Source organism: Actinopolyspora sabaoui, from assembly GCF_051225635.1.
Lineage (GTDB): Bacteria > Actinomycetota > Actinomycetes > Mycobacteriales > Pseudonocardiaceae > Actinopolyspora.
In genome coordinates this window covers 506,725-527,878 of record NZ_JBMIHH010000001.1, presented here as the reverse complement: position 1 = coordinate 527,878, position 21,154 = coordinate 506,725, and the positions used below count along the sequence as shown (strand labels likewise).

20 protein-coding genes and 1 tRNA gene are annotated in these 21,154 nt (G+C 68.2%); 7 read left to right on the top strand and 14 right to left on the bottom strand.

Annotated elements, in window-relative coordinates:
* Window positions 1–30 precede the first annotated feature (30 nt).
* Window positions 31–504 carry an AbrB/MazE/SpoVT family DNA-binding domain-containing protein gene (locus ACOQFL_RS02360; RefSeq protein ID WP_435542408.1) on the bottom strand — a complete coding sequence of 158 codons (474 nt, stop codon included), beginning with the start codon at window positions 502–504 and terminating at the stop codon, window positions 31–33.
* A 128-nt stretch (window positions 505–632) separates the two neighbouring features.
* Window positions 633–719: transfer RNA gene (locus ACOQFL_RS02355), tRNA-Leu, on the bottom strand.
* 122 nt (window positions 720–841) lie between these two features.
* Between ACOQFL_RS02355 and ACOQFL_RS02350 the strand changes: the two genes are divergently transcribed.
* Window positions 842–2,203 (top strand): M20/M25/M40 family metallo-hydrolase, encoded by a 1,362-nt coding sequence (locus ACOQFL_RS02350; protein WP_435542407.1) that lies wholly within the window; start codon window positions 842–844, stop codon window positions 2,201–2,203.
* Window positions 2,204–2,356: 153 nt separating this feature from the next.
* On the top strand, window positions 2,357–3,367 hold the full coding sequence (locus tag ACOQFL_RS02345) for a tyrosine-type recombinase/integrase (RefSeq protein ID WP_435542406.1): 1,011 nt from the start codon (window positions 2,357–2,359) through the stop codon (window positions 3,365–3,367).
* Window positions 3,368–3,389: 22 nt separating this feature from the next.
* On the opposite strand, the gene ACOQFL_RS02340 is transcribed toward ACOQFL_RS02345, so the two are convergent.
* Together ACOQFL_RS02340 and ACOQFL_RS02335 are read right to left on the bottom strand one after the other, a co-directional pair.
* Window positions 3,390–4,052, bottom strand: a complete 663-nt coding sequence (locus ACOQFL_RS02340) for a VOC family protein (protein ID WP_435542405.1) — start codon at window positions 4,050–4,052, stop codon at window positions 3,390–3,392.
* Between the two features lie 162 nt (window positions 4,053–4,214).
* Entirely contained in the window at window positions 4,215–4,577 is a 363-nt protein-coding gene (locus ACOQFL_RS02335) for a hypothetical protein (protein WP_435542404.1), read from the bottom strand.
* A gap of 145 nt (window positions 4,578–4,722) precedes the next feature.
* Here ACOQFL_RS02335 and ACOQFL_RS02330 point away from each other — a divergent pair, with 145 nt between their 5' ends.
* The 3 genes from ACOQFL_RS02330 (at window position 4,723) to ACOQFL_RS02320 (ending at window position 7,995) form a co-directional block, all read left to right on the top strand.
* Window positions 4,723–5,550, top strand: coding sequence for a glycerophosphodiester phosphodiesterase family protein (locus ACOQFL_RS02330; protein ID WP_435542403.1), 828 nt, complete (start codon window positions 4,723–4,725; stop codon window positions 5,548–5,550).
* 129 nt (window positions 5,551–5,679) lie between these two features.
* On the top strand, window positions 5,680–7,077 hold the full coding sequence (locus ACOQFL_RS02325; protein WP_435542402.1) for an MFS transporter: 1,398 nt from the start codon (window positions 5,680–5,682) through the stop codon (window positions 7,075–7,077).
* 561 nt (window positions 7,078–7,638) lie between these two features.
* A complete protein-coding gene (locus ACOQFL_RS02320) occupies window positions 7,639–7,995 on the top strand; it encodes an RNA polymerase-binding protein RbpA (RefSeq protein ID WP_092627753.1) in 357 nt (118 codons plus the stop codon).
* 107 nt (window positions 7,996–8,102) lie between these two features.
* Here ACOQFL_RS02320 and ACOQFL_RS02315 read toward each other — a convergent pair whose 3' ends face one another.
* From ACOQFL_RS02315 to ACOQFL_RS02300, 4 genes are all read right to left on the bottom strand, one after another.
* A complete protein-coding gene (locus ACOQFL_RS02315) occupies window positions 8,103–8,897 on the bottom strand; it encodes a polyprenol monophosphomannose synthase (protein WP_435542401.1) in 795 nt (264 codons plus the stop codon).
* A 103-nt stretch (window positions 8,898–9,000) separates the two neighbouring features.
* A complete protein-coding gene (gene lnt / locus ACOQFL_RS02310; protein ID WP_435542400.1) occupies window positions 9,001–10,638 on the bottom strand; it encodes an apolipoprotein N-acyltransferase in 1,638 nt (545 codons plus the stop codon).
* A 172-nt stretch (window positions 10,639–10,810) separates the two neighbouring features.
* Window positions 10,811–12,427, bottom strand: a complete 1,617-nt coding sequence (locus ACOQFL_RS02305) for an amidohydrolase (protein ID WP_435542399.1) — start codon at window positions 12,425–12,427, stop codon at window positions 10,811–10,813.
* Between the two features lie 199 nt (window positions 12,428–12,626).
* On the bottom strand, window positions 12,627–13,238 hold the full coding sequence (locus ACOQFL_RS02300) for an FxsA family protein (protein ID WP_435542398.1): 612 nt from the start codon (window positions 13,236–13,238) through the stop codon (window positions 12,627–12,629).
* A gap of 207 nt (window positions 13,239–13,445) precedes the next feature.
* Between ACOQFL_RS02300 and ACOQFL_RS02295 the strand changes: the two genes are divergently transcribed.
* A complete protein-coding gene (locus ACOQFL_RS02295) occupies window positions 13,446–14,555 on the top strand; it encodes a GDSL-type esterase/lipase family protein (protein ID WP_435542397.1) in 1,110 nt (369 codons plus the stop codon).
* Here ACOQFL_RS02295 and ACOQFL_RS02290 read toward each other — a convergent pair.
* The 6 genes from ACOQFL_RS02290 to ACOQFL_RS02265 all read right to left on the bottom strand — a co-directional run bounded on the left by ACOQFL_RS02290 (window position 14,542) and on the right by ACOQFL_RS02265 (window position 19,929).
* Window positions 14,542–15,246 (bottom strand): class I SAM-dependent DNA methyltransferase, encoded by a 705-nt coding sequence (locus ACOQFL_RS02290; protein WP_435542396.1) that lies wholly within the window; start codon window positions 15,244–15,246, stop codon window positions 14,542–14,544. The two genes, ACOQFL_RS02295 and ACOQFL_RS02290, sit on opposite strands and share 14 nt — an antisense overlap.
* Window positions 15,247–15,626: 380 nt before the next feature.
* Window positions 15,627–16,100 carry an Lrp/AsnC family transcriptional regulator gene (locus ACOQFL_RS02285; protein ID WP_435542395.1) on the bottom strand — a complete coding sequence of 158 codons (474 nt, stop codon included), beginning with the start codon at window positions 16,098–16,100 and terminating at the stop codon, window positions 15,627–15,629.
* The gene (locus tag ACOQFL_RS02280) at window positions 16,097–17,251 is read right to left on the bottom strand and encodes a M24 family metallopeptidase (RefSeq protein ID WP_435542394.1); all 1,155 of its coding nucleotides are present in this window, start codon (window positions 17,249–17,251) and stop codon (window positions 16,097–16,099) included. The genes ACOQFL_RS02285 and ACOQFL_RS02280 overlap by 4 nt, the downstream gene beginning before the upstream one ends.
* 185 nt (window positions 17,252–17,436) lie before the next feature.
* The gene (locus tag ACOQFL_RS02275; RefSeq protein WP_435542393.1) at window positions 17,437–18,765 is read right to left on the bottom strand and encodes an MFS transporter; all 1,329 of its coding nucleotides are present in this window, start codon (window positions 18,763–18,765) and stop codon (window positions 17,437–17,439) included.
* On the bottom strand, window positions 18,765–19,328 hold the full coding sequence (locus ACOQFL_RS02270; RefSeq protein WP_435542392.1) for an ArsR/SmtB family transcription factor: 564 nt from the start codon (window positions 19,326–19,328) through the stop codon (window positions 18,765–18,767). The genes ACOQFL_RS02275 and ACOQFL_RS02270 overlap by 1 nt, the downstream gene beginning before the upstream one ends.
* A gap of 106 nt (window positions 19,329–19,434) precedes the next feature.
* A complete protein-coding gene (locus tag ACOQFL_RS02265) occupies window positions 19,435–19,929 on the bottom strand; it encodes a hypothetical protein (protein ID WP_435542391.1) in 495 nt (164 codons plus the stop codon).
* A gap of 199 nt (window positions 19,930–20,128) precedes the next feature.
* Here ACOQFL_RS02265 and ACOQFL_RS02260 point away from each other — a divergent pair, with 199 nt between their 5' ends.
* The gene (locus ACOQFL_RS02260; protein ID WP_435542471.1) at window positions 20,129–21,136 is read left to right on the top strand and encodes a 5'-3' exonuclease; all 1,008 of its coding nucleotides are present in this window, start codon (window positions 20,129–20,131) and stop codon (window positions 21,134–21,136) included.
* The last annotated feature ends 18 nt before the right edge of the window (window positions 21,137–21,154 follow it).

Below are 21,154 nucleotides of genomic sequence, written 5' to 3'. Positions count from 1 at the left end.
TCGGCGCGCCAGGTTGATCATTCTGAGCGTTCACTCGGCCTCACCCCACACGCGCTCGTGCACCGACGAGAGCACCCCATCGAGAGCAGTCAGGGAATACACCGTCACCCGCCCCAGCGCAGGCTCGGCCACCAGCAGCACACGATCACCCGCACCCAACGCGCACCACCGGCGCACCGACGCGGGCAACGGCACGTGACAACGGCGGGACAGCCGAAACACCCCACCACCATCGGCCTCGATCAACACGACGCCCTCGACCACCCGGATCGCCAACCGTTGCCCCGGCCGCCACCCCAGCGCCGCGATCAGCGTGGACTCGGCCAACCGGCCACGATCGTCCAGCGCCACGATCCGGTAACACCGCGAGCTCAGCCTCCGCAGGACAGGCAGCACCGCCAACGGCATCGCCCGCACAGCCCGCGCCGAACCAGCCCCACCACCGATATCCGCACGATCACCGGACACCGACGGAGCCAAGCCGGGAACCACCGACTCAGACACACGCCTCACCCCCGGGACACCAACACCGAGAGCAGGACACGAAACAACGGCCGACGCGACACCACACGCCAGCCGACCAAAAAAGAAGAAAAAGACTCACACACTGTGGGAGGGATCCCACACCACGGTGTCGGAGGGGGGACTTGAACCCCCACGACCATTAATAGGTCACTAGCACCTCAAGCTAGCGCGTCTACCGTTTCCGCCACTCCGACGCGGCAACATTGACTCGGTTTCTTCCGAGCCCCTCATTGCGTTGTGATACTACGATAACCGATCGACACAGCGGCCTGCCAACCACCCCCCTCTTTTGATCCGGAAGTGGTAGAAAGGCCAGGTGAGCGCACATGTTGATCCCGAGAACAACGACCGGTCGAGCACGGATCCGGGACTACGCCGGGCCGAAGACGAGGTCGTCACGCTGGCGAGCGAGCTGATCCGGTTCGACACCACCAACACCGGTGATCCGGCGACCCTGAATCCGGAGCGTCCGGCGGCCGAGTACGTTGCGGAGAAACTCGGCGAGGTCGGCTTCGAGACCACCTACGTGGAATCCGGGGACACCCCCGGACGTGGCAACGTGATCGCCCGCCTGCCGGGAGCCGACCGGCAGCGCGGCGGACTGCTGGTGCACGGCCACCTGGACGTGGTCCCCGCCGACCCGACCGAGTGGTCGGTGCACCCGTTCTCCGGGGCGGTGCAGGACGACTACCTGTGGGGCCGCGGCGCGGTCGACATGAAGGACATGGTCGGCATGACCCTGGCCACGGCCCGCCGACTCGGCCGTGACGGCATCACGCCCCCACGCGACATCGTGTTCGCCTTCCTCGCCGACGAGGAGGCGGGCGGCCTGCAGGGCGCACAGTGGCTGGTGGACCACCGCCCGGAGCTGTTCGAGGGCTGCACCGAGGCGATCAGCGAGGTCGGCGGCTACTCGGTGACCTTCGGCGACGGGGTCCGGGCCTACCTGATCCAGACAGCGGAGAAGGGAATCCGCTGGCTCAAGCTGCGGGTTCGTGCCCGCGCGGGCCACGGTTCGATGGTGCACGAGGACAACGCGGTCACCCAGCTCGCCGAGGCCGTCGCGAAACTCGGGCAACACCGCTTCCCGATCGTGCTCAACGACAGCGTGCGGGAGTTCCTCGACGGGGTCAGCGAGCTCACCGGCTGGAGTTTCCCGGAGGACGACCTGGACGGTGCCATCGCCAAGCTGGGCAATCTGTCCCGCATCATCGGAGCCACCGTCCGTGACATCGCCAACCCGACAATGCTGAACGCGGGCTACAAGGCCAACGTGATCCCCTCGGTGGCCGAGGCATCGGTCGACTGCCGCATCCTCCCCGGACGCGAGGAGGAGTTCGACCGTGAGCTGGCCGAGCTCCTCGGCCCTGACGTCGAACGCGAGTGGGTCGGCCTGCCCCCGGTGGAGACCCGGTTCGAGGGCGGGATCGTCGAGTCCATGAGCCGCTCCCTGCTCACCGAGGACCCGGCGGCCCGCACCCTGCCGTACATGATGTCGGGCGGCACCGACGCGAAGTCGTTCAGCAGGCTGGGCATGAACTGCTTCGGCTTCGCTCCGCTGCGCCTGCCCGCGGATCTGGACTTCTCCGCGCTGTTCCACGGGGTGGACGAACGTGTCCCGGTGGATTCGCTGCGGTTCGGCACCCGGGTTCTGGACCACTTCCTGCGCACCTCCTGACCTCTGCCCAGCCACCCGGTGACCGGCGCGAAACGGTGCCGGTCACCGGGGGAGCCGCATGGAACGCGCCGGGAGCCGCACGTTCTCGTATGATCGACTTCGGACGGAGAGGCCGGATCGGTCCGGCAGCCAACCACGTCGGGAGGTGTCACGGTGCCGACGGGTACGCAGGACGCGCCGGGCCACCAGCCCCTCTCCGAGTGGATCGAGGCCTACCTGGAGCACCTGCAGGCGCGGAAACTGGCCGAGAACTCACTGCGCGCCTACCGGCGTGACCTCGAGTCGATCGCCGGGGAGCTGGCCGAGACGACGGGAACGGAGAGCGCACTACTGCCCGTGGAGTCCGTGACGGCCCAAACGCTGCGCTCGGCGTTCGCCCGGCACGCCGCCAGCCGTTCGGCTTCGTCGGTCACCCGCGCGTGGTCGAGCTGGAACGGGTTCTTTCGGTTCCTGGTCGTGGAGGGCGCGGCCTCGGGAAACCCGATGCCCGTGGTGCCCAAGCCACGGCTGGCCGCGGCCACCCCGAAACCGCTCAACGGCGAGGATACCCCGGAACGGTTGCTGCGGTTGATCGCCCAGGGGGCCCGTAAGGCACGGAACCCCTGGCCGGAGCGGGACCTGGCGATAGTGTCCACTCTGCTGTGTACGGGACTGCGCTCGGCGGAACTGCTGGATCTGACCGTCTCGGCACTGGCGGGCCGCACCGGCGAGCGTCGGCTGCACGTACGCGGCAAGGGCGGTGCCAACCGGTCGATACCGATCGACGACTCCTTGGAGAGGGTGCTGGAGGACTACCTGGAAAGCCGCAGGCTGCGGTTCGGGCGGCGACTTCCCGGTGGGGATCCGCTGTTCGTCAATCACCGGGGTGAGCCGCTGCGGCGCGGCGGGTTGCAGTACCTGGTCCGGCAGTCGCTGCGTGCCGCGGGGGTTTCCGACCGGGTGCAGCGCGGCGCCATGGTGCACGCGTTGCGTCACACTTTCGCGACCCGGCTCGCCGAGGACGGCGCCAACGCCACCGAGATCGCGAAACTGCTGGGGCACGCCTCGATCAATTCGAGCCAGGCCTACATAGACGTGACGGCCCGCGAACAACGGCTGTCCGTGCGGGCGAACCGAACGCACCGGGTGTTGGGCGAACTGTCCAGGGGATCCGATTCCGAGTGACGTGCCGCGCGCGGCGAACGCTTCAACCGCCCCAGCATCCCCGCTCCCCCACCAGCGCGGAGACGACCCCGTCGGAGTCGGCGATCACGACGGAGTCCCCCAGCACGTCGTGCGGGACGCGTTCCAGCACCGATCCCCCCAGTTCCGGGACGCGTTCGGTCGCCTCGTCCAGTGCGCCCACGACGAAGTAGCACAGCCAACCGGTGTTTTCCGCCTCACCGCGCGGACCGGTCCGAGCCGCCACCGCGCGTTCCTCCACCGTGTAGCTGGTTCTCGGCGGCTCCGACCGCACTGTCCAGATCAGCGACTCGCTCCAGAAGCTGTCGGCGGACTCCGCCTGGGCGGTGCGCAGTTCGACCCAGCACGGCTCGCCCCTGCGGGGCGCCGGCGCCCACGGGCCGTGTTGTGCGCGACCTCTGACCATGCTCGCGCAGGTGTCCTCCGGGCCCGAGAGATCCCCGTCCGTGGGGGCACCCGCGAACACGAGTTGCCACTGCGGGGTTCGACGGGAACGGTTCGTGCGGAGCGTGGCGCACTTGCGCTCACCGACCCAGCACTCGAAACCTTCCTCGGATCGTAGCACCGTCCAGTCCAGCAGTTTCCGGTAGAAGCCTGCGGTGGCGGCGGGATCGGCAGTACGCAGCTCGGCGCGGCGCAGGCCGCAAACCGCTGAGTTTGGGGGCAACGTTGTAGCTTCCTAGCCGGTACCGGAGCGACCGGGCTCCGACGATCGCGGTGTCGTCGCGGCGATCACTCGCTTGGGGCAGCATTCGGCGTATCATCTTGGCCAACCAGGCCAGCGTTGACAATGCTCCATTCGGAGCAACCAAGAGGACCGTTCATCGTGTCAGCGGATACGTTCCAAGTCACGCGCGCTGTCCAGCAGTTGCTGGGCCAGTCCTCGCACCTCGGCCTGTTCGGCCCCTTCCCCCGCCGCGGTGGCCACGTCCTCGGCGGCGCACCGCAGCTGGAACAGTCTGTCCTGCAGATCGTCGAGCTCCGCTCCGGAAAGCACCACAGCGTCCTCCGGCAGTCCACCGCGCTGTACCGCCGCGCGGCGCTCGTAGGCCCGCTGTCTGCAGGACTGTGCGCAGTACATGCGTGGGCGGCCGACACTGCCTGCGCCCGGTATCCGACGACCGCACCACGAGCAGTGCCGCGGTGTTCTGGTGCGTGGTTCGAGCGATTCGATATCGGGTGTTGTCTCCACGGTTGACCACGCTAGTCCGAATCAGGCTCATTTGCGGGCAGGCACGCCGAAAAATCCTTCCGCACCGGCCGATGGAGGGACCCGCGCCGGCCGCCACCAGGCACCCCTCGGGGGCTCGCGACGGGGCTCGTTGCACAGTGGTGCGATGCACGGCTCGTTCCCGGCTGCTTCCCGGCAGCACCCGTTCCTGAGTCCTGAGCTTCGTCCCCGCGCGTTCGCGCACCGGGGGTGGCACATCGGCGAGCTGGCGGGCATGGAGAACTCGCTCAGTGCCTTCCGGCGTGCGGTTCGAGAGGGGTTTCACTACCTGGAGACGGACGTGCACGCCACTTCGGACGGTGTCGCGGTGGTGCACCACGACGCCGATCTGCGTCGGACCACCGGCAGTGCCGGTGAGATCCACCGGCAGCGTTGGTCGGTCGTCTCCGGCGCGCGCATCGGAGGACGTGAACCGGTGTGTTCGTTGGACCAGTTGTTGGAGGAGTTGCCAGGGGCGCTGCTCAACATCGACGTCAAGGCGGATTCGGCGGTGGTGGCGACGCTGCGAACGCTCCGGCGTCACAACGCCTGGCACCGGGTGTGTCTGGCGGGTTTCTCCGACCGGCGCCTGCGAATACTGCGGACCAACGGTGACGCACGGCTGCTGACCTCCATGGGACCGCTGGAGATCGGTGGGCTCTGGTCGGGATCACGTCCGGGGGCCGCTCTCCTGACCAGGGTGGCGCGTGGTGGCACGCTTCCGCGTGGGGCGGCCGCACAGGTACCGCGTGAGCATCGCGGGCTGCGGGTGGTGGACCGACGCTTCGTCGAACGCGCCCATGCCAGAAGCACCGAGGTGCACGTGTGGACGGTGGACGAACCATCGGAGATGGCGAAGCTGTTGGACACCGGCGTCGACGGCCTGCTGACCGATCGCCCGGACCTGTTGCGTGAGATGCTGCGGCACAGGGGGCAGTGGTACACGGATAGGTAGGGCCGTGCGCCCGAGGGCATCCCGACCGTTACCGCTTCTGAGTGGAACTACGCATTGCCCCGACCGGCTCGGGCAAGAAAAGTCCTCGAAGTAGTCGAACACGGTCACCTATTTCGAGGACGGCAACAGATGAGCGCCCCACACGTGGAGTTCACGCCGGAGGCCGCTCGGCGGCGCGAGCACAGCGGTTGGTGCTGGTACGACTGGGCCAACTCGGTGTTTCCCACCTCGATCACGACGGTGTTCCTGTCCCTGTATCTGACCACGGTGGCGACCCGGGCAGCGGAGTCCGACACGGCACGCAACGGCCCGGCGGCCTGCCCGAACGGGGACGCGCTGCAGCGCTGTGACGTCGCCCTGCTGGGCTGGTCGTTTCCGGCCGGTTCGCTGTGGGGTTATCTGCTCGCGTTGGCCGCGGTGATCCAGGTGCTGGTGCTGCCGATCGCGGGAGCTGTCGCCGACCGGGCCCACGACAAGCGGAAAATGCTGGGGATCTTCGCCTACTGCGGGGCCGGAACCACCGCACTGCTGGCTCTGGTGGGTGGGCAGAACTGGCTGTTGGGCGCCGCGCTCTTCCTGCTGGCGAACCTGTGTTTCGGCGCGGCCGTGGTGGTCTACTACTCACTACTGCCGGAAATCGCGCGCGCTGACGAACGCGACGGCCTGTCGGCGCGCGGCTGGGCGTTCGGCTACCTGGGTGGCGGGGTGGCTCTCGCGCTGCACCTGGTGCTCTACGTCGGACACGACGCGCTCGGGATCGGTGAGGACACGGCGGTAAGACTGGTTTTCGTCTCAGCCGGGGTGTGGTGGGCCGTGTTCACCGTGCTGCCGCTGCGGAGGCTGCCGGGGCGACGTCCGGGCGCGAGTTCCGAGGGGCCGGTGCTGCGTGCCGGTTTCCGGCAACTGGCCACCACGCTGCGGCAGGCAAGGCGGCTGCCGTTGACCCTGGCCTTTCTCGGGGCGTACATGGTCTTCACCGACGGCATCAGCACGGTGTTCAAGGTGTCGGCACAGTACGGCGAGCTGGAACTCGGTCTCGACCGACAGGTTCTGATCACGACGATCCTGATCGTGCAGTTCATAGCGTTTCTCGGTGGGATGTTGCACGGCTGGGTGGCTCGCGGGCTGGGAGCCAAACGCACGATCATGCTCAGCCTGGTGGTTTGGATCGCGGTGTTGCTCGGAGCGTTTTTCACCCAGCAGGGGGAACCCTTGCAGTTCTACGGGGTGGCCGCCGGGATCGGCCTGGTGCTCGGCGGGACGAACGCGTTGTCGCGTTCGTTGTTCAGCCAGATGATCCCGACGGGTAGCGAGGCCGAGTACTTCTCGCTCTACCAGATCGGTGAGCGCTCCACTTCGTGGGTGGGACCGCTGCTGTTCGCCGCGGTGGGGCAAGCGACCGGCTCCTTCCGACTGGCGATCCTGTCGTTGCTCGGTTTCTTCGTTCTCGGCCTGCTGCTGGTGTCGATGGTGCCGGTCCGAAAAGCGATCCAACAGGCCGGCAACCCCGCGCCTCGGGTGCTCTGAAAGAGTCCACCAGGCGAGGGAGTTCGGAAGTCCCGGTGGCCCTCGCGAGGCTCGAGTGGCTCGGCCGCCCGGCACGGGCCGTCGGCTTCCCCGGAAAGGTATTCGTGCGGGCGGACGGCACGTCGCTGCGGGAAACACTGCTCCGAATCGGTGACACTGTCCCCCCGCTCATCCGCGTGTTGGCATATTCCAGTACCTTGCGTCACTATCGGATCGAGGGCAGCATTAATCACTAAGAGTAACCATATGCTTGCTCAACAACACGAAAGAGGAAGTGAGATCGGTCGCATTCCGCAACACATCCGGGTTGGTATTTGGTCCGAGTAACGGGTGTTCTGGCACTATCACCCGTTCAGACGCACCTGTGGGTTACGAGAGGGAAAACGCGTCACGAACGCCGCAACCGTGCATCTCACGGGTAGTCGACCTAGTTGACGAGTGAATGTCGTCACCGACGGCAACCAGGAACCTCATACCGGGAACAGACGACGAGGCCCAAGTCGTTGCACTCGGTGAGCACAGCCGCCCGGAACCCCGGGCCCCGAAGCGAAAGGAACCGTCATGGCCGACCGCGTTCTGCGTGGCAGCCGGCTCGGAGCGGTTAGCTACGAGACGGACCGTAACCACGACCTCGCACCGCGCCGGACGGTGCGCTACGCCTGCTCCAAGGACCACGAGTTCGAGGTGCCTTTCTCCGACGACGCCGAGATCCCGTCGACCTGGGAATGTCGCCTGCACGGCACCGAGTCGAAGATCATCGACGGCAGCCAGCCGGAGCAGAAGAAGGCCAAGCCGCCGCGCACCCACTGGGACATGCTGCTGGAGCGCCGCAGCGTTCCCGAGCTCGAGGAACTGCTCAACGAGCGGCTGGAGGAGTTGCGCGCACGCCGTAACCGGCCCACCGAGAGCACGAGCTGACCGTGCGACCGCACACGGGCGTCCGTTCCACCGGGTGAACGGGCGCCCGTTCGGTTTCGCCCCAGGGCCTCTCCCCGACCGCTCGCCCCGAGTCCCCGCGTGCGGTCTCACCGATCGCGCCGCGGCGATGGTTTTCCGCGGCTCACCGAGGCAAGCAGCCGACGCCCTCTGCGGCGCAGTCCCCACTTGGTCACCCGGAGCAGCGCCTCTCGCACGATCGAGCCGTTCATCTTCGACTCGCCGCTCTCCCGCTCCGCGAAGGTAATGGGTACCTCCACCACGGTGCTGCCCGTCTCCACGACGCGCATCGCCAGATCCACCTGGAAGCAGTAACCCTGCGAAGCCACGGTGTGCAGATCCAGCTCGCGCAGCACCTCGCCCCGGTAAACCCGGAAACCACCGGTGAGATCGTTGATCGCCACCCCGAGTGCCCACTTCGAGTAGACGTTGCCGCCCCGCGAGAGCAGGGATCGGTACCAGGGCCAGTTCAGCACGGTTCCGCCCGGGACGTATCGCGACCCCAGCACCATCCCCGCACGGGGCAGCACTTCGAGCATGGTGCTCAGCTGCTCCGGGGCGTGCGAGCCGTCTGCGTCCATCTCCACGATCGCCTCGTAACCGCGCCGGAGCGCCCAGTCGAAGCCCGCGACGTAAGCGGCACCGAGCCCGGCCTTGGCGGCGCGGTGCAGCACGTGGATCCGCTCGTCGGCCGCGGCGATCTCGTCGGCGAGCGCACCGGTCCCGTCCGGGCTGTTGTCGTCGACGATCAGGACGTGCGTGGTGGGAACGGCCGTGGTCAACCGTCGCACGATGGTTCGCAGATTCTCCCGTTCGTTGAAAGTCGGAATCACCACGAGCACCGAGGACGCGGTGGAGTTCGCCGACTGCCTCGGATTCGTCATCGCTTTCCCCTCGCATACTCACTGCCGTCGACATCCGACCCAGGCAGCCCGGCGGCACGTTCTCCGGCCGGAACGGTCGAACGGCCCCCAACGGTAGGTCGCATCACCGGCCCCGCCTCGGCACACGGTCGCGGTAACGCCGCAACGAGGTCCACAGCACCGCGCCCGCACCGAGAGCGGTCACCAACCACGTGACGTAGCGGCCCAGGAAGGTGGCCAAGGTGTTCGACGAGCGCAGCGGCACGTCGGCCACGAGCGTCTCGGCGGTGAACTGCTCCGTGCTACGCCGCACACTTCCGTCCGGCCGCACCACGGCGCTGACCCCGGAGGTGGCCGCCACGAGCGTCGCTCGATCGTGTTCGACGGCGCGCAGTCGGGCCATGGCCAGCTGCTGATAGCTCATCTCCGAACGGCCGTACCACGCGTTGTTGGTGGGCAACGCGAACAGATCGGCCCCGGCACGCGCCGCTTCCCGGAACACGTCGTCGTAGGCGACGTCGTAACAGATCCCCACTCCCAGCCGGGCCGGTCCGGCAGCCAGCACACCCGGTTCGTCACCCGCGGTCATGTCCTGCTGGAACCGCTGCACGAAGGGACTGACCGCACCGGCCACCGAGCGCAGCGGGATCTTCTCGGCGAACGGCACCAGGTGCTGCTTGACGTACTCCCCGGTGGCCCCGCTCTCCGGCCCCCAACGCACGATGCGATTGCTCAGTTCCCCGTCCGGACCGTAAGCGAGACCACCGGCGATGATCGGAGCGTCGATCCGCTCGGCGATACGTCGCAACGCCGGATCCCGCCGTTGTGGCCCCCAGGAGCCGACCTGCTCGGGCAGCAGCACGAAGTCGGGGCGTCGAACCCGGCCGGCGGCCACGTCCGCGGCCAACCGGCGAGCGGCCCGGATGTGGTTCGCCTGCAACTGCTCGTCCCGATACAACAGATCCAAACCGACGTTGGGCGCGTTTCCCTGCACCACGGCTACCGTCGCGGTTCCGGACCGAGCTCCCGCGCCGACGGTGGGAAGCACCGCGAGCCCCGCCATGAGGGGCGCCAGTACCGCGCAGACCGGCAGGGCGAACAGTCGAACCACGCCACGGCTCCCCCTGCTACCACGCTCGACACCATCCCCTGGCCACGGCGAACGGCTCACCGCCTCGGCCAGCCCCGCGCCGATCAGTGCCACGGCGAAGCCCACCAGCGCGGTGCCCCCGATCGAGGCGAGCGGCAGCAGCACACCATCGGTCTGGGTGAACGCCAACCGCCCCCACGGGAAGCCGCCGAAGGGCAGCGCGGACCGCAGCACCTCGGCCGTGAGGAAGACGGCCGCCTGCCAGACGGGGGCCGCGGGCAACCGGGTGACCCGAGCCGCACCCGCTCCGGCGAGGCCGAAGAACAGCGCTTGGACTAGGCACACGCCGAGCCACGGCCACGGACCGAACTGCGCTCCGAGGAAATCCAGCAGCCAGCCGAGCAGCGGGAGGGTGTAGGCCAGCCCGAACAGCAGCCCGTACCAGAAGCCGGCTCGGGCGCGTCGCCCGCGCACGGCGAGCACGAAACCGGCCACCGCGACCGGGGAGAGCCACCACAGTTCACGCGGTGGGCACGACCAGTACAGCAGGAGCCCGGCGAGCACTACCGTCACCAGCCGCGCCGGGATCGAGAAGCGAGCACGTTTCGAACGAGTTCCGGCACGGCGGCCGGAGCGCTGTTCGCCTCCCGAACTCACCCTGGGGACAACCAACCGATCAACCTTCGCCGCCAACGAGCAATTCGGCCACCACCACCGGCGGCACACGAGGCGAATCTACTCCGCCGATGCACGCCCCCGAACACGCATGGTGGTGGCGGCGCTCACGGCAACGGGACCGCGGGCTCAGCGGGTCCGGCCCCGCTCGGTGGGCGCTCCTGCCCGATCACTGGTCCTCGTCCCCGGGATCACGCTGATGAATGGTTTCACCGCGCAGCACGGTGCGCAGACAACGTGGCAGTCTCACCTCGGGGGAGACGTCCGGCAGATCGGGAACACCGGAACGGGAATCGGTCGACCAGCGGCGTACGCGCGAGTCCTGCACCGGCGAGACGAACTCGTCGACGTTCCACACCGCGTAGGTGGCCGTTGCCCCCGGAACGAGGGTTCCGGTCACCCCGTCGTCAACCCCAGCGGCTCGCCAACCACCCCTGGTGTGCGCGTTGAACGCGGCCCGCGGGGAGATGCCGAAGCCCTCGGTCCGGTGGTGCACGGCGGCTCGGATCGCCTCCCAGGGGCCGAGCGGAGTGACCGGAGCGTCGGAGCCGAACGCGAGCACCAGGCCACTGGAGGCCAGTTCGGAGAACGGATTCAACCTCGCACCCCGCCGGGGGCCGAGCCTGCTGGCGTACATCCGTGAGGTCCCACCCCAGGAGGAATCGAAGCGGGGCTGCACCGAAGCCACCACCCCGTAGCCCGCCAGCTCACCGGCCAGCTCACCGTCGATCATCTCGAGATGTTCCAGCCGGTGCCTGCTGCTCGCCAGCGCGGGTGTGCCCACCACCTGAGCGGCGCGTCGGAACCCCTCACCCACCTCGGCGACCCCGGCGTCACCGATCACGTGGAAGCCTGCCTGCACGCCGTTGCGGGTGCAGTCCACGAGGTGCTCGGCGATGGCATCGGCATCGAGGTAGAGCACCCCCGAAGTGGTGGGCGAGTCGGTGTAGGGCTCCCGCAGCGCCGCGGTGCGCGATCCCAACGCACCGTCCACGAACAGATCACCGCCGAGCCCTTTGGCGCCGAGTTCGCGCCCGGTCTCCAGCGCCCCCAGTTCCCCCCAGTAGCCGACGACGTCGGGAACTCCGCCCTGCCCGGAGAGCATCATCAGATCCGCGAGATCGTCGGCACCCGAGATGTCCGGTCCCGCGCATTCGTGCACGCTGGCTATGCCCTGCGACGCCGCGTGGCGCAGGAAAGCGGCCTGGGCCTCCCTGCGCTGCAGCGGGCTGAGTGATTCCCGAGCGGCGCTGCGGGCGTGGTGGTGCGCGACACGGGTGAGTGGCCCCTGCTCGTCCCACCCCTCGGCCCCCTTCGCCAGCGGCGCGCGGTCGAGCAACGCGCTGGAGACGAGTGCCGAGTGCACGTCGATGCGGGACAAGTAGACCGGCGCCCCGCGGGCGGCCTCGTCCACCTCTGCCCTGGTGGGAGGACGCTGTTCGGGCCACCAGCTCTCGTCCCAGCCGTGCCCCCAGACGAGCCTGCCGGGGTGTTCGGCGACGTAGTCGCGCAGCGCGTGCAGGAACTCGGTCAGCGAGGCGCACCCGGTGAGGTCGAGTCCGTTGAGCAGCAGACCGCTCGAGGTCGCGTGCACGTGCGAATCCACGAAGGCGGGCGCCACGAATGCGCCGTCCAGCTCGACGATGTCGGCATCCGGATGCAACGCACGGCCAACCGTGTCGGTGCCGACCCAGGCGATGGTGCCGTCCTTGACGGCCATCGCGGTGGCATCCGGAGTGCCCGGCGAATGGATTCGCCCGCCGAGCAAGAGCGTGGTGTCGGACATGTATCGGACCTGGCCCCTGTAGTTCACCCTCGCGTGTGCAACCTGCGCGAACCGCCCGACCGTCACTCGGCCTGTTCCGAGCCGCGTCTTCGGTCGTACCGCTGTGCGGCACTACCGGCACGGTTCGTCGCCGTCGGTCGCGGTCGCCCCCGAGTAGCTTAACCCGCTGCTTGTACTTGCCCGACCACAGCCGACCCACTCAGGACTGTCGCCGGTCCTGCCCTTCTTCCTCGTCCGTTCCACCCCCGCGGAGCGGGTTGGAACCGTGATCGTACCGCTCGTGATCGTCGTCCTCCGACACGGATAGGACCTCGCCGTCGATCACGTCCTCGTCACCGCCCCCGGTCGACTGCCCACGACCGGTTCCGAAGCCCGGGGCGGTGAACGCCTCCGGGCCGAATGCCGCGGTGCCGAAACCGGCAGGACCGAAACCGGCCATGCGCTCCCGCATCAACCGCTGCCTGCGTTCGGCGCTGCGCCGCATCCGGGTTCGTAGTACCGACCGGACCGGAGGCAACAGCAACAGCAGACCGAACAGATCACTGATCAGACCGGGGATCATGATCAGGAATCCGCTGCCACTCACGAGCACGCCGTCCGAGATCTCCCGCTCGGGCGGTCGACGCGATCGCGCTGCTTCGGAGAACTCGCGCAGTGTCCTGCGCCCCTCGCGGCGCAGCAGCCAGGATCCGATCAGCGCACCGGCGAGCAGTAACCCGATAGTGGGAAAAACCCCGATGAGCTGACCGACAAGAACAAGTACGCTGACCTCGACGGCGAACCCGACGAGCAGCAGGATCAGTATCGGCACGTCGCGCTGGCACCTCCGCTAACAGAACCTTCCGCAGACAACAACGCGCGAGCAAACCGAATTACTCCCGGAGCTCGGTTCATCCCCCGTCGACCCACCTCCGGAACCGACCGGTGACGTGTCGAGACGGTGGTGTCCGAAACGTTACCCGAACTCGGGTCGGGCACCGTGCCACCCACCACCCACGAGGCCATAGACTTCTGGGTGATGCGAACACGCACAGCCAAACTGATCACCCTGTTCCTGATCGTAAGCGTGTTCGCACTGGTACTGCTCGTCGGCGACAGACCGGTACGGGTGCCCCAACCACCGGCACCGGAACTGCCCAGGGCGGTGGTCACCATGGGCGACAGCACGATCTCCGGCGAGGGTGCGGGCGACTACGCCCCCGGCACCGACGGGCGCGACGGCAACTGGTGTCACCGCTCCTCCGAAGCCATGGTGCACCAACTGCGACTGCCCGCCGACGTGAAACGCTTCAATCTGGCCTGTTCCGGCGCGAAGGCGGGTACGGTCGGGCTCGACCCCGCCTCGAACGAAGACCGACCCTCGCAGGCGGGCGAACTCGCCCGGATCGCCGAGCGCTACCGCGTCACCGACATCGTGGTGGCTGTCGGCGCGAACAACGCCCCCAATTTCGTGGGTGTGCTGAACTCCTGTGTCCGCGCGTGGTTCACCAAGAATTCGGGGGGCTGCTCGCAGCGGCTGCGGGACGAGTGGCCCGACCGCGTGGCGGAGATGCAACCCAAGGTCGCCGACGCGCTGGCCGACATCAAAAACGTCATGCGCCGTGCCGGTTACTCGCGGGACAGCTACTCGCTGGTGCTGCAGTCCTATGCTTCCCCGGTCGCGCCGGGTATTCGCCCCGACCTGCGGGGGCTGTCCGGCTGTCCGTTACGCACCGTCGACGTGCGTTGGGTCCGCGACACCGCCGTCCCGCAACTGTCGGAGGGACTGCGCGAAGTGGCTGAACAACAGGACGTGCGGTTCCTCGACCTCGCGCGCGCCGGGTACGGACACGAGGCGTGTACCGCCCCGAACGAGTCGGCCGATACGGAATGGTTCCGCCGCCTCGCCGTGGACTGGCAGGATCTGGAACACGACGAACGCGCCCCGCACGCGATGCAGGAGTCGTTCCACCCCAACGCGGCCGGATACGAGCGCATAGCGGGCTGTCTGGAGGACTTCCTGCCGTCCGGCAGGCAACAGGCCGGGTGCGTCACCACCGGTGACGGATCCCTGCGCGTGGCTCCACTCGACGGAAACAGCGCCGAACCCGCCCAGCGGGAGAACTCCGCGACCCTCAGCCCACGGTGAAGGCCTTGACGAACAGGAACACGGGCTTGCTGCTCAGTTCCACGTACGCGTCGGGGGAGAGCTCGTTGAGCTCGGGCAGCGGACGCGGTTCACCGATGGTGTCGACCACGAAGCCGGAGCGGTGCAGTTGGTCGAACACCGCCGAGAGGGGTCTGCGGTAGAAGGACACCGAAACATCCTGCCCGCCTACCGGCCACGTCTCGGTGACCAGCTCGGTGCGCAGGTAGTCCGGACGCCCGAACCACTGCCAGTCGGCGGCGGGATGGTGTACCGAGAACACCAGTTCGCCGCCTGCCACCAGGCACCTGTTGAGTTCGGTCAGCAACGGTTCCCAGTCCGCCAGATAGTGCAGCACCAGCGAGGCCACCACCAGATCGGCGCTGGAGTCGGCCACGAGATCGAGTGGTTCGGACAGCTCCGCCACGTCGAACTCGGCACGACCGTCGAGTCTGCGCCGGGCGAGTTCGACCATCCTGGGCTCGCGGTCCACTCCGAACACCGCGGCACCACGCTCGACGAGCTGCTCGGAGAGCACACCGGCGGCACATCCGAGTTCGAGCACCCGCTTGCCCGCGACGTCACCGGCGAGGTCCAGGACGGCAGGACGCTCGTAGTAGGCGTTGGCCGGGCTGTGTTCGGAGTGCAGGGCGTAGGCTTCCGCGAACTGATCGTAGATCGTATTGCGTGCCACTCGATTACGGTAGTGGATTTTCCGGCGATCTTCCTCCCACGCACCACGCCTTCCCACACCGACACGCCGAACCCCGGCGTGTCCCGCTTTTACTCACCCGAACGTGTAGCCCGTTCCCGCTTCGACATCCCCCTCAGTCCCGAGTCCCTACGCCCGCAGACCGAACCCCGAGCACTCTCACACGCCGAGCTCCTACCACTCCAGCGAGCCGAACCCCGAGCACTCACGCAGTCGGCACCGCCGCGGGTTCTCCGGTGCGGCTCTCGCGAGGACGGCCCCGACGTTGTGTAGTAACTACCCGATGTCGGGGCACCCGCAGCGAGAGCCGTGCCGGAGGTTCCGCCAAGCGTCCATCCCGGCAGACCGGGACGCGAAACCCCCTAAAGTTCCGGGGCGCGGTTCTCGAACGGGGTGGACAGCACCACGGTGGTCCGGGTGGAAACCTTCGCCGACTCGCGGACCTGCCGCAGCAGATCCTCCAGCGCCAGTGGAGAGGCCACCCGCACCTGCAGGATGTAGGACTCGTCACCGGCCACCGAGAAGCAGGACTCGATCTCCGGCAGATGCTCCAACCGCTGTGGATAGTCGTCCGGAGCCGCCGGGTCGATCGGGGTGAGCGAGATGAACGCCGTCAGCGGCAGCCCGATCTGCTCTCCGTCCACCCTGGCCGTGTAGCCGCGCAGCGCTCCGCGTTGTTCCAGCCTCCGGACCCGTTGGTGCACCGCCGAGACACTGAGCCCGACCCGTTCGCCGAGGTCGGTGAAACTGCACCGCCCGTCCCGAAGCAGTTCACGGAGAATGGCCCGATCGGTCGCCTCGAGCTCGGAACTCTGCGCGGCATTCCGGTCTGTCACGTCGGCAGCACCACCAACTCGTGCGGCTGGTTGTTCACACTCTCGACGCCATGCTCGGTGACCACGACGATGTCCTCGATCCTGGCACCCCAGTGTCCCTGTTGGTAGATCCCCGGCTCGATGCTGAACGCCATTCCCGGTTCGAGCGCGATCTCGTTGCCCCCCATGATGTAGGGCTCCTCGTGCACGTCCAGACCGATACCGTGCCCCGTGCGGTGCACGAAGTAGTCACCGAAGCCTGCCGCGGCGATCGGTTCCCTGGCGGCGGCATCGACCTCGGCGGGCGTACCTCCGGGGCGGACCGTCTCCACCGCGGCCCGTTGGGCGGCGTGCAGCACCTCGTAGGTGGCACGCACGTCGGAGTCGCGCGGCTCGCCCAACGAGTAGGTACGGGTGCAGTCCGAGTTGTAACCACTGGGCATGGGGCCGCCGATGTCCACCACGACCACGTCGCCCTCTCGGATCACCCGGTCGGAAAGCGCGTGGTGCGGGCTGGCCCCGTTCGGGCCGGAACCGACGATCACGAACTCGGCCTCGGCATGCCCCTCCTCGATAATCGCCCTGCTGATGTCGGCGCCCACCTCGGTCTCGGTGCGACCGACTCGCAGGAACTCGCCCATCCGGGCGTGTACCCGGTCGATGGCGGCCCCTGCCTCACGCAGGGCACTGATCTCGGCGGGGTCCTTGCGCATCCGCAGAGCGCGCAGCACCGGGTTGGCCAGCACCTGCTCGGTCTCCGGCAGGGCGGTGCGCAGCGGCAGGGTGTGCAGAGCGGGCATCACGTCCGCCACCCCCACCCGGGAGGGTGCGGCACCGTCACGGCACAGCAGATCCGCGACCATGCCGTGCGGGTCCTGCCCGTCCACCCAGGTGACGATCTCCAGCCCGAGTTCCCGCGCGGGCACCTCGGAGTAACCGAGTTCCTCGAGTTTGGGAACGACCAGCACGGGCGAAGCCGTGCCGCCCGCCGCGGGCAACACCAGGCAGCTGAGACGTTCGAAGGACTCGCCGTCCACCCCGATGAGGTAGCCGAGGTCGGATCCGGGCGAGATCAGCAGCGCGTCGATGTCCGCGTCTGCAGCCTTCTCGGCCGCGTGCTGTAGCCGCGCCGAGAGCACTGTGGGGTCCTGCTTCGTTGCAACGGTGGACATGGCCCAACTCTAAGTGCCCCGACTACGACGAGATCAGCCGGCCGGGAGGCCGACAAAACCGTACCGACGCGGAAACTGCCGACGACTCCCCGTACCACAGGGCGCCCTCGGCTCGGACGGGAAAAGCAACGTGACGGTTCCGGAGCGCACAACGGGAGGGAGAAAACGCTCCGGAACCGACACGATCACCATCCCGGGTTCTCGGCCTGCCGACCACAACCCGGAGATGACGAGTGGGCCAACTCCTGCCCGCCGTGCGATGTACTTCCCACTGGCACGTCCTCGGCCGTTGACCGAGTTCGAGGACGGTTCATCTCCCGCCAGCCACCACCGAGGACCGGTATCGCCAACGCGATCAGATAGAGCAGGGCAGTGCAGGTCAACGTGGTACGCAGCCCGATCCCCTCCACCGCCAGACCACCGAACAACACGCCGAGCGGGGTACCGCCCTGCGCCACGAGGGTCGTCAGGCTCAGCACGCGTCCGCGCAGTTCGGCCGGTATACGTTCGTAGGCCACGGCGGCCAGGATCGGGTTGATCATTCCGGCGACCAGCCCGCACGCGACGACCACGCCGAACAACACCGCGAATCCGGATCCCGCCGCCATCGCGAGGTGCGGCGGGATCGGCCCCAGCGCGAACGCGAACGTGAACAGCATCCTCCGACGTCGCACCCGCGCGCCGAGCCAGGTGAACAGCAGGTTCCCCGCGAGCGCGGCACCGCCCAACGCGCCGACCAGCACCCCGAGCGCCAGCGAGTCGTGCAATATCCGTGCCGAGTAGGTCGGGAGCAGCACTCCCGTCAACGCCAGGTCGAGGGTGTTCGTCAGCAACAGCAGGACCATGATCCAGCTGATCAGCCGATCGCGACGGAGATAGTCGATCCCGGCGGCGAATCGGCGCGTGAACCCCTCGGGGGTGTCCGTCCCCTCGGTGTCCGATGTGGTCGCCCCGCGCGAGGCGTAGGCGACCAGCAGCGCCGACAGCCCCATCACACCGGTGGCGATCCACAACACCCCCGGCGGGTCGAACAGCGCGAGCGCTCCGCCCGCCAGCGGCGCCCCTGACAGGTGCCCCGCCCGCAGGGCGGCGTCCATCCCTCCCGCACCGCGTTCCATGGCCACCCCGGCGTTGGTGACCAGGTCCGGGACGGCGACCCGGCGAGCGGTCTGGCCGGGTTCGCGACACGCTCCGAACGCGCCTGCCAACAGCAGCAACGACCAGAGCGTGAGACCGGTGGTGGCTTCGGCCAGCGGAATCGCGCCGACGCACAGCGCGGCGGCCAGATCGGCCAGCGGCGCGGTCCTGGCAGGCCCTGCCCGGTCGATCAGCGGGCCGCTGAGCGCGGTGGCCAGCAGCATTCCCACAAGCTCGGCCGCGGTGACCATACCCACGTTCGCGGCGCTTCCCGTGGTCATGAGCACGAACCACGGGATCGCCACGAATCCGGCCGCGCTGGCGGCGCTGACGGTGCCGGTGGACAACCACAGCACCAGTAACCGTGAGCGGTTCATCACCCCCGCTCCCCTCGCGGGAAGGCGCGCAGCTGCACCAGAACCGGTTCGTCACCCGCTTCGGGAGCGCGACGGTAACGTTCGACGAGCCTGCCGGCTTCGGCGGTGAACTCGGCCAGTTCCTCTCGCGAGAGGGAGAGTTGCCAGTCCGACAGTTCCGAGGCCTCGAGCCACTCCCCGGACCATTCGGACAGTCTCGCCAGGAATCCGGTGAGTTCGCGGTGGTGGTTGGCGGCTATCTCGTGCAGCAGGGTGCTCAGCGCGGGGCCGAGTTCGACATCGGCGTTGAACTTCTCGGGGTGCAACGCGGTTTCGGCGTGGGTGGCCCGCCACCAGCGTTCCCTGCGGTTACCTCGTTCGGTGTCCTGTTCGACGAAGCCGTGTTCGGCGAGTTGCCGCAGGTGCCAACTGGTGGTTCCCGAACGCTGCTCGAAACGCTCGGCGAGCTGGGTGGCCGTCGCGGGACCAGCCGCACGCAGCTCGCCGAGGATCCGGATGCGCAACGGGTGAGCCAGTGCTCGCAGCCCGGCCGCGTCGAGCTCGTAGCTGTGGTCCTCGGTCACCCGGCACACGGTAAGCCACCAAGAAAACTCTGCCAAGTTCCCTTGTTGGTTTGACTGCATCCGAGGTGTACCGAGGACATGCTCCTGCCGGTGGAGCGAAATCCGCTCAGAACAGCCTTGTGAGCAGGGCACCGGCGAGTACCGCCGCGGCGAGCAGCACGAGCCCCCAGCACAGCACGGGCCTGCGCGCCACCGGAGTGGCGAACGCCCTTCCGAGTACCGCGCTCAGCACGGCGAAGGGAACGATGACGAAGAAGAAACCACCGCTGGTGAGCACCAGCGAAGCGATGAGTCCCGCCACCACACCCGCGAACGCGAATGCCAACAGCGTCAGCGGAAGTCGGGCTCGCGCGCAGAGCCGTTCCGTCAGCAGGGCGAGCGGCAGCCCCGGAAACAACACCATCAGCCCGGAAGCACGAGTGATTCGGAGTGTCCCCCGCAACGTCTCCCCCGTGACGGCGTTCCAGCCGGAATTCCCCGAACTGGCCATACCCAGGACGAAGAAGACGGTAGGCACGACGAGCAGGGCGACCGCGGTTCCGGCGAGCACTTTCCTCGGCTGCCACGGAAAACCGTTGTTCGAAGATTTCTCATCATCCACCCGCGAAGGATGTCACGGAGCACGGCACACGTGTGCGGCTCCGAACCGGACGCGACCGCCACGGCGTGGAAAACGGCACACGCCGCCTTCCCCCGGGGCCGAGCTCGGTGCCCCCGGAGCACGCGAGCCGTTTGGCCACGTACCGGACGGCGTGCCGCGCCGGAAGCGTGCCAAGCTGGACCCCGTGAAGTCATCGGTGATGCTGCTCGACTCGGCCGGAATCTGGTTCCGCTCCTACTACGCGCTGCCGGAGTCACTGACCTCTCCGGACGGAACTCCGGTGAACGCGGTCCGTGGATTCTGCGACATGCTCGCGAAACTGCTCACCGAACGCGCGCCGCGCCGGGTGGTGGCGTGTCTGGACAACGACTGGCGTCCCGAGTTCCGGGTGCGTGCGCTCTCCTCCTACAAGGCACACCGGGTGGCCGAACCCGCTCCGAAGTCCGGAACAACGGCGGACGGGCCAACGGGTACGGACACGGCGGAAGAAGCGGTTCCCGACACGCTGGAACCGCAGATTCCGGTGATCCTCGACCTGCTTGCCGCGTTGGGCATCGACACCGCCGAGGCCGAGGGCTACGAGGCCGATGACGTCATCGCGACCCTGGTGGCACGGGAGCACACCGATCCGATCGAGGTCATCACGGGCGACCGCGATCTGTTCCAACTCGTGCGGGAGTCTCCCACCACCTGCCGGGTCGTCTACATCGGGGGCGGACTGGCCAAGGCGCAGGACTACGGCCCGGCCGAACTGGCAGAGCGGTACGAACTGCCCACCGAGAACGCGGGCAGAGCCTACGCCGAGATGGCGATGCTGCGCGGAGATCCGTCGGACGGACTGCCCGGGGTGGCCGGGATCGGGGAGAAGACGGCGGCCAAACTCATCACGCGGTTCGGCTCGCTGAGCGAACTGCGCGCGGCGGCCGAAGCGGGGGAACAGGGACTGACGAAACGCAACCGGGAGCAGCTCTCGGAGGCCGCGGCTTACCTCGACGCCGCGCCGACGGTGGTCAACACGGTGCCCGACGCCCCGGTGACCCACAGCCTGCCCTCCGACGTGCTGCCCCGCGAGGAAAGGCTCTCCGAGACGAGGGTCTCCAACGCGGGACTCGCCACCGCCGTCGACACCGAGCGGGTCCGAGAGCTACAGCAGGAGTGGGGGCTCGGCAGCACAGTGGACCGGTTGCTCGACGCGTTGTCGGCGTGAGTCCTGACCGGCGGGATC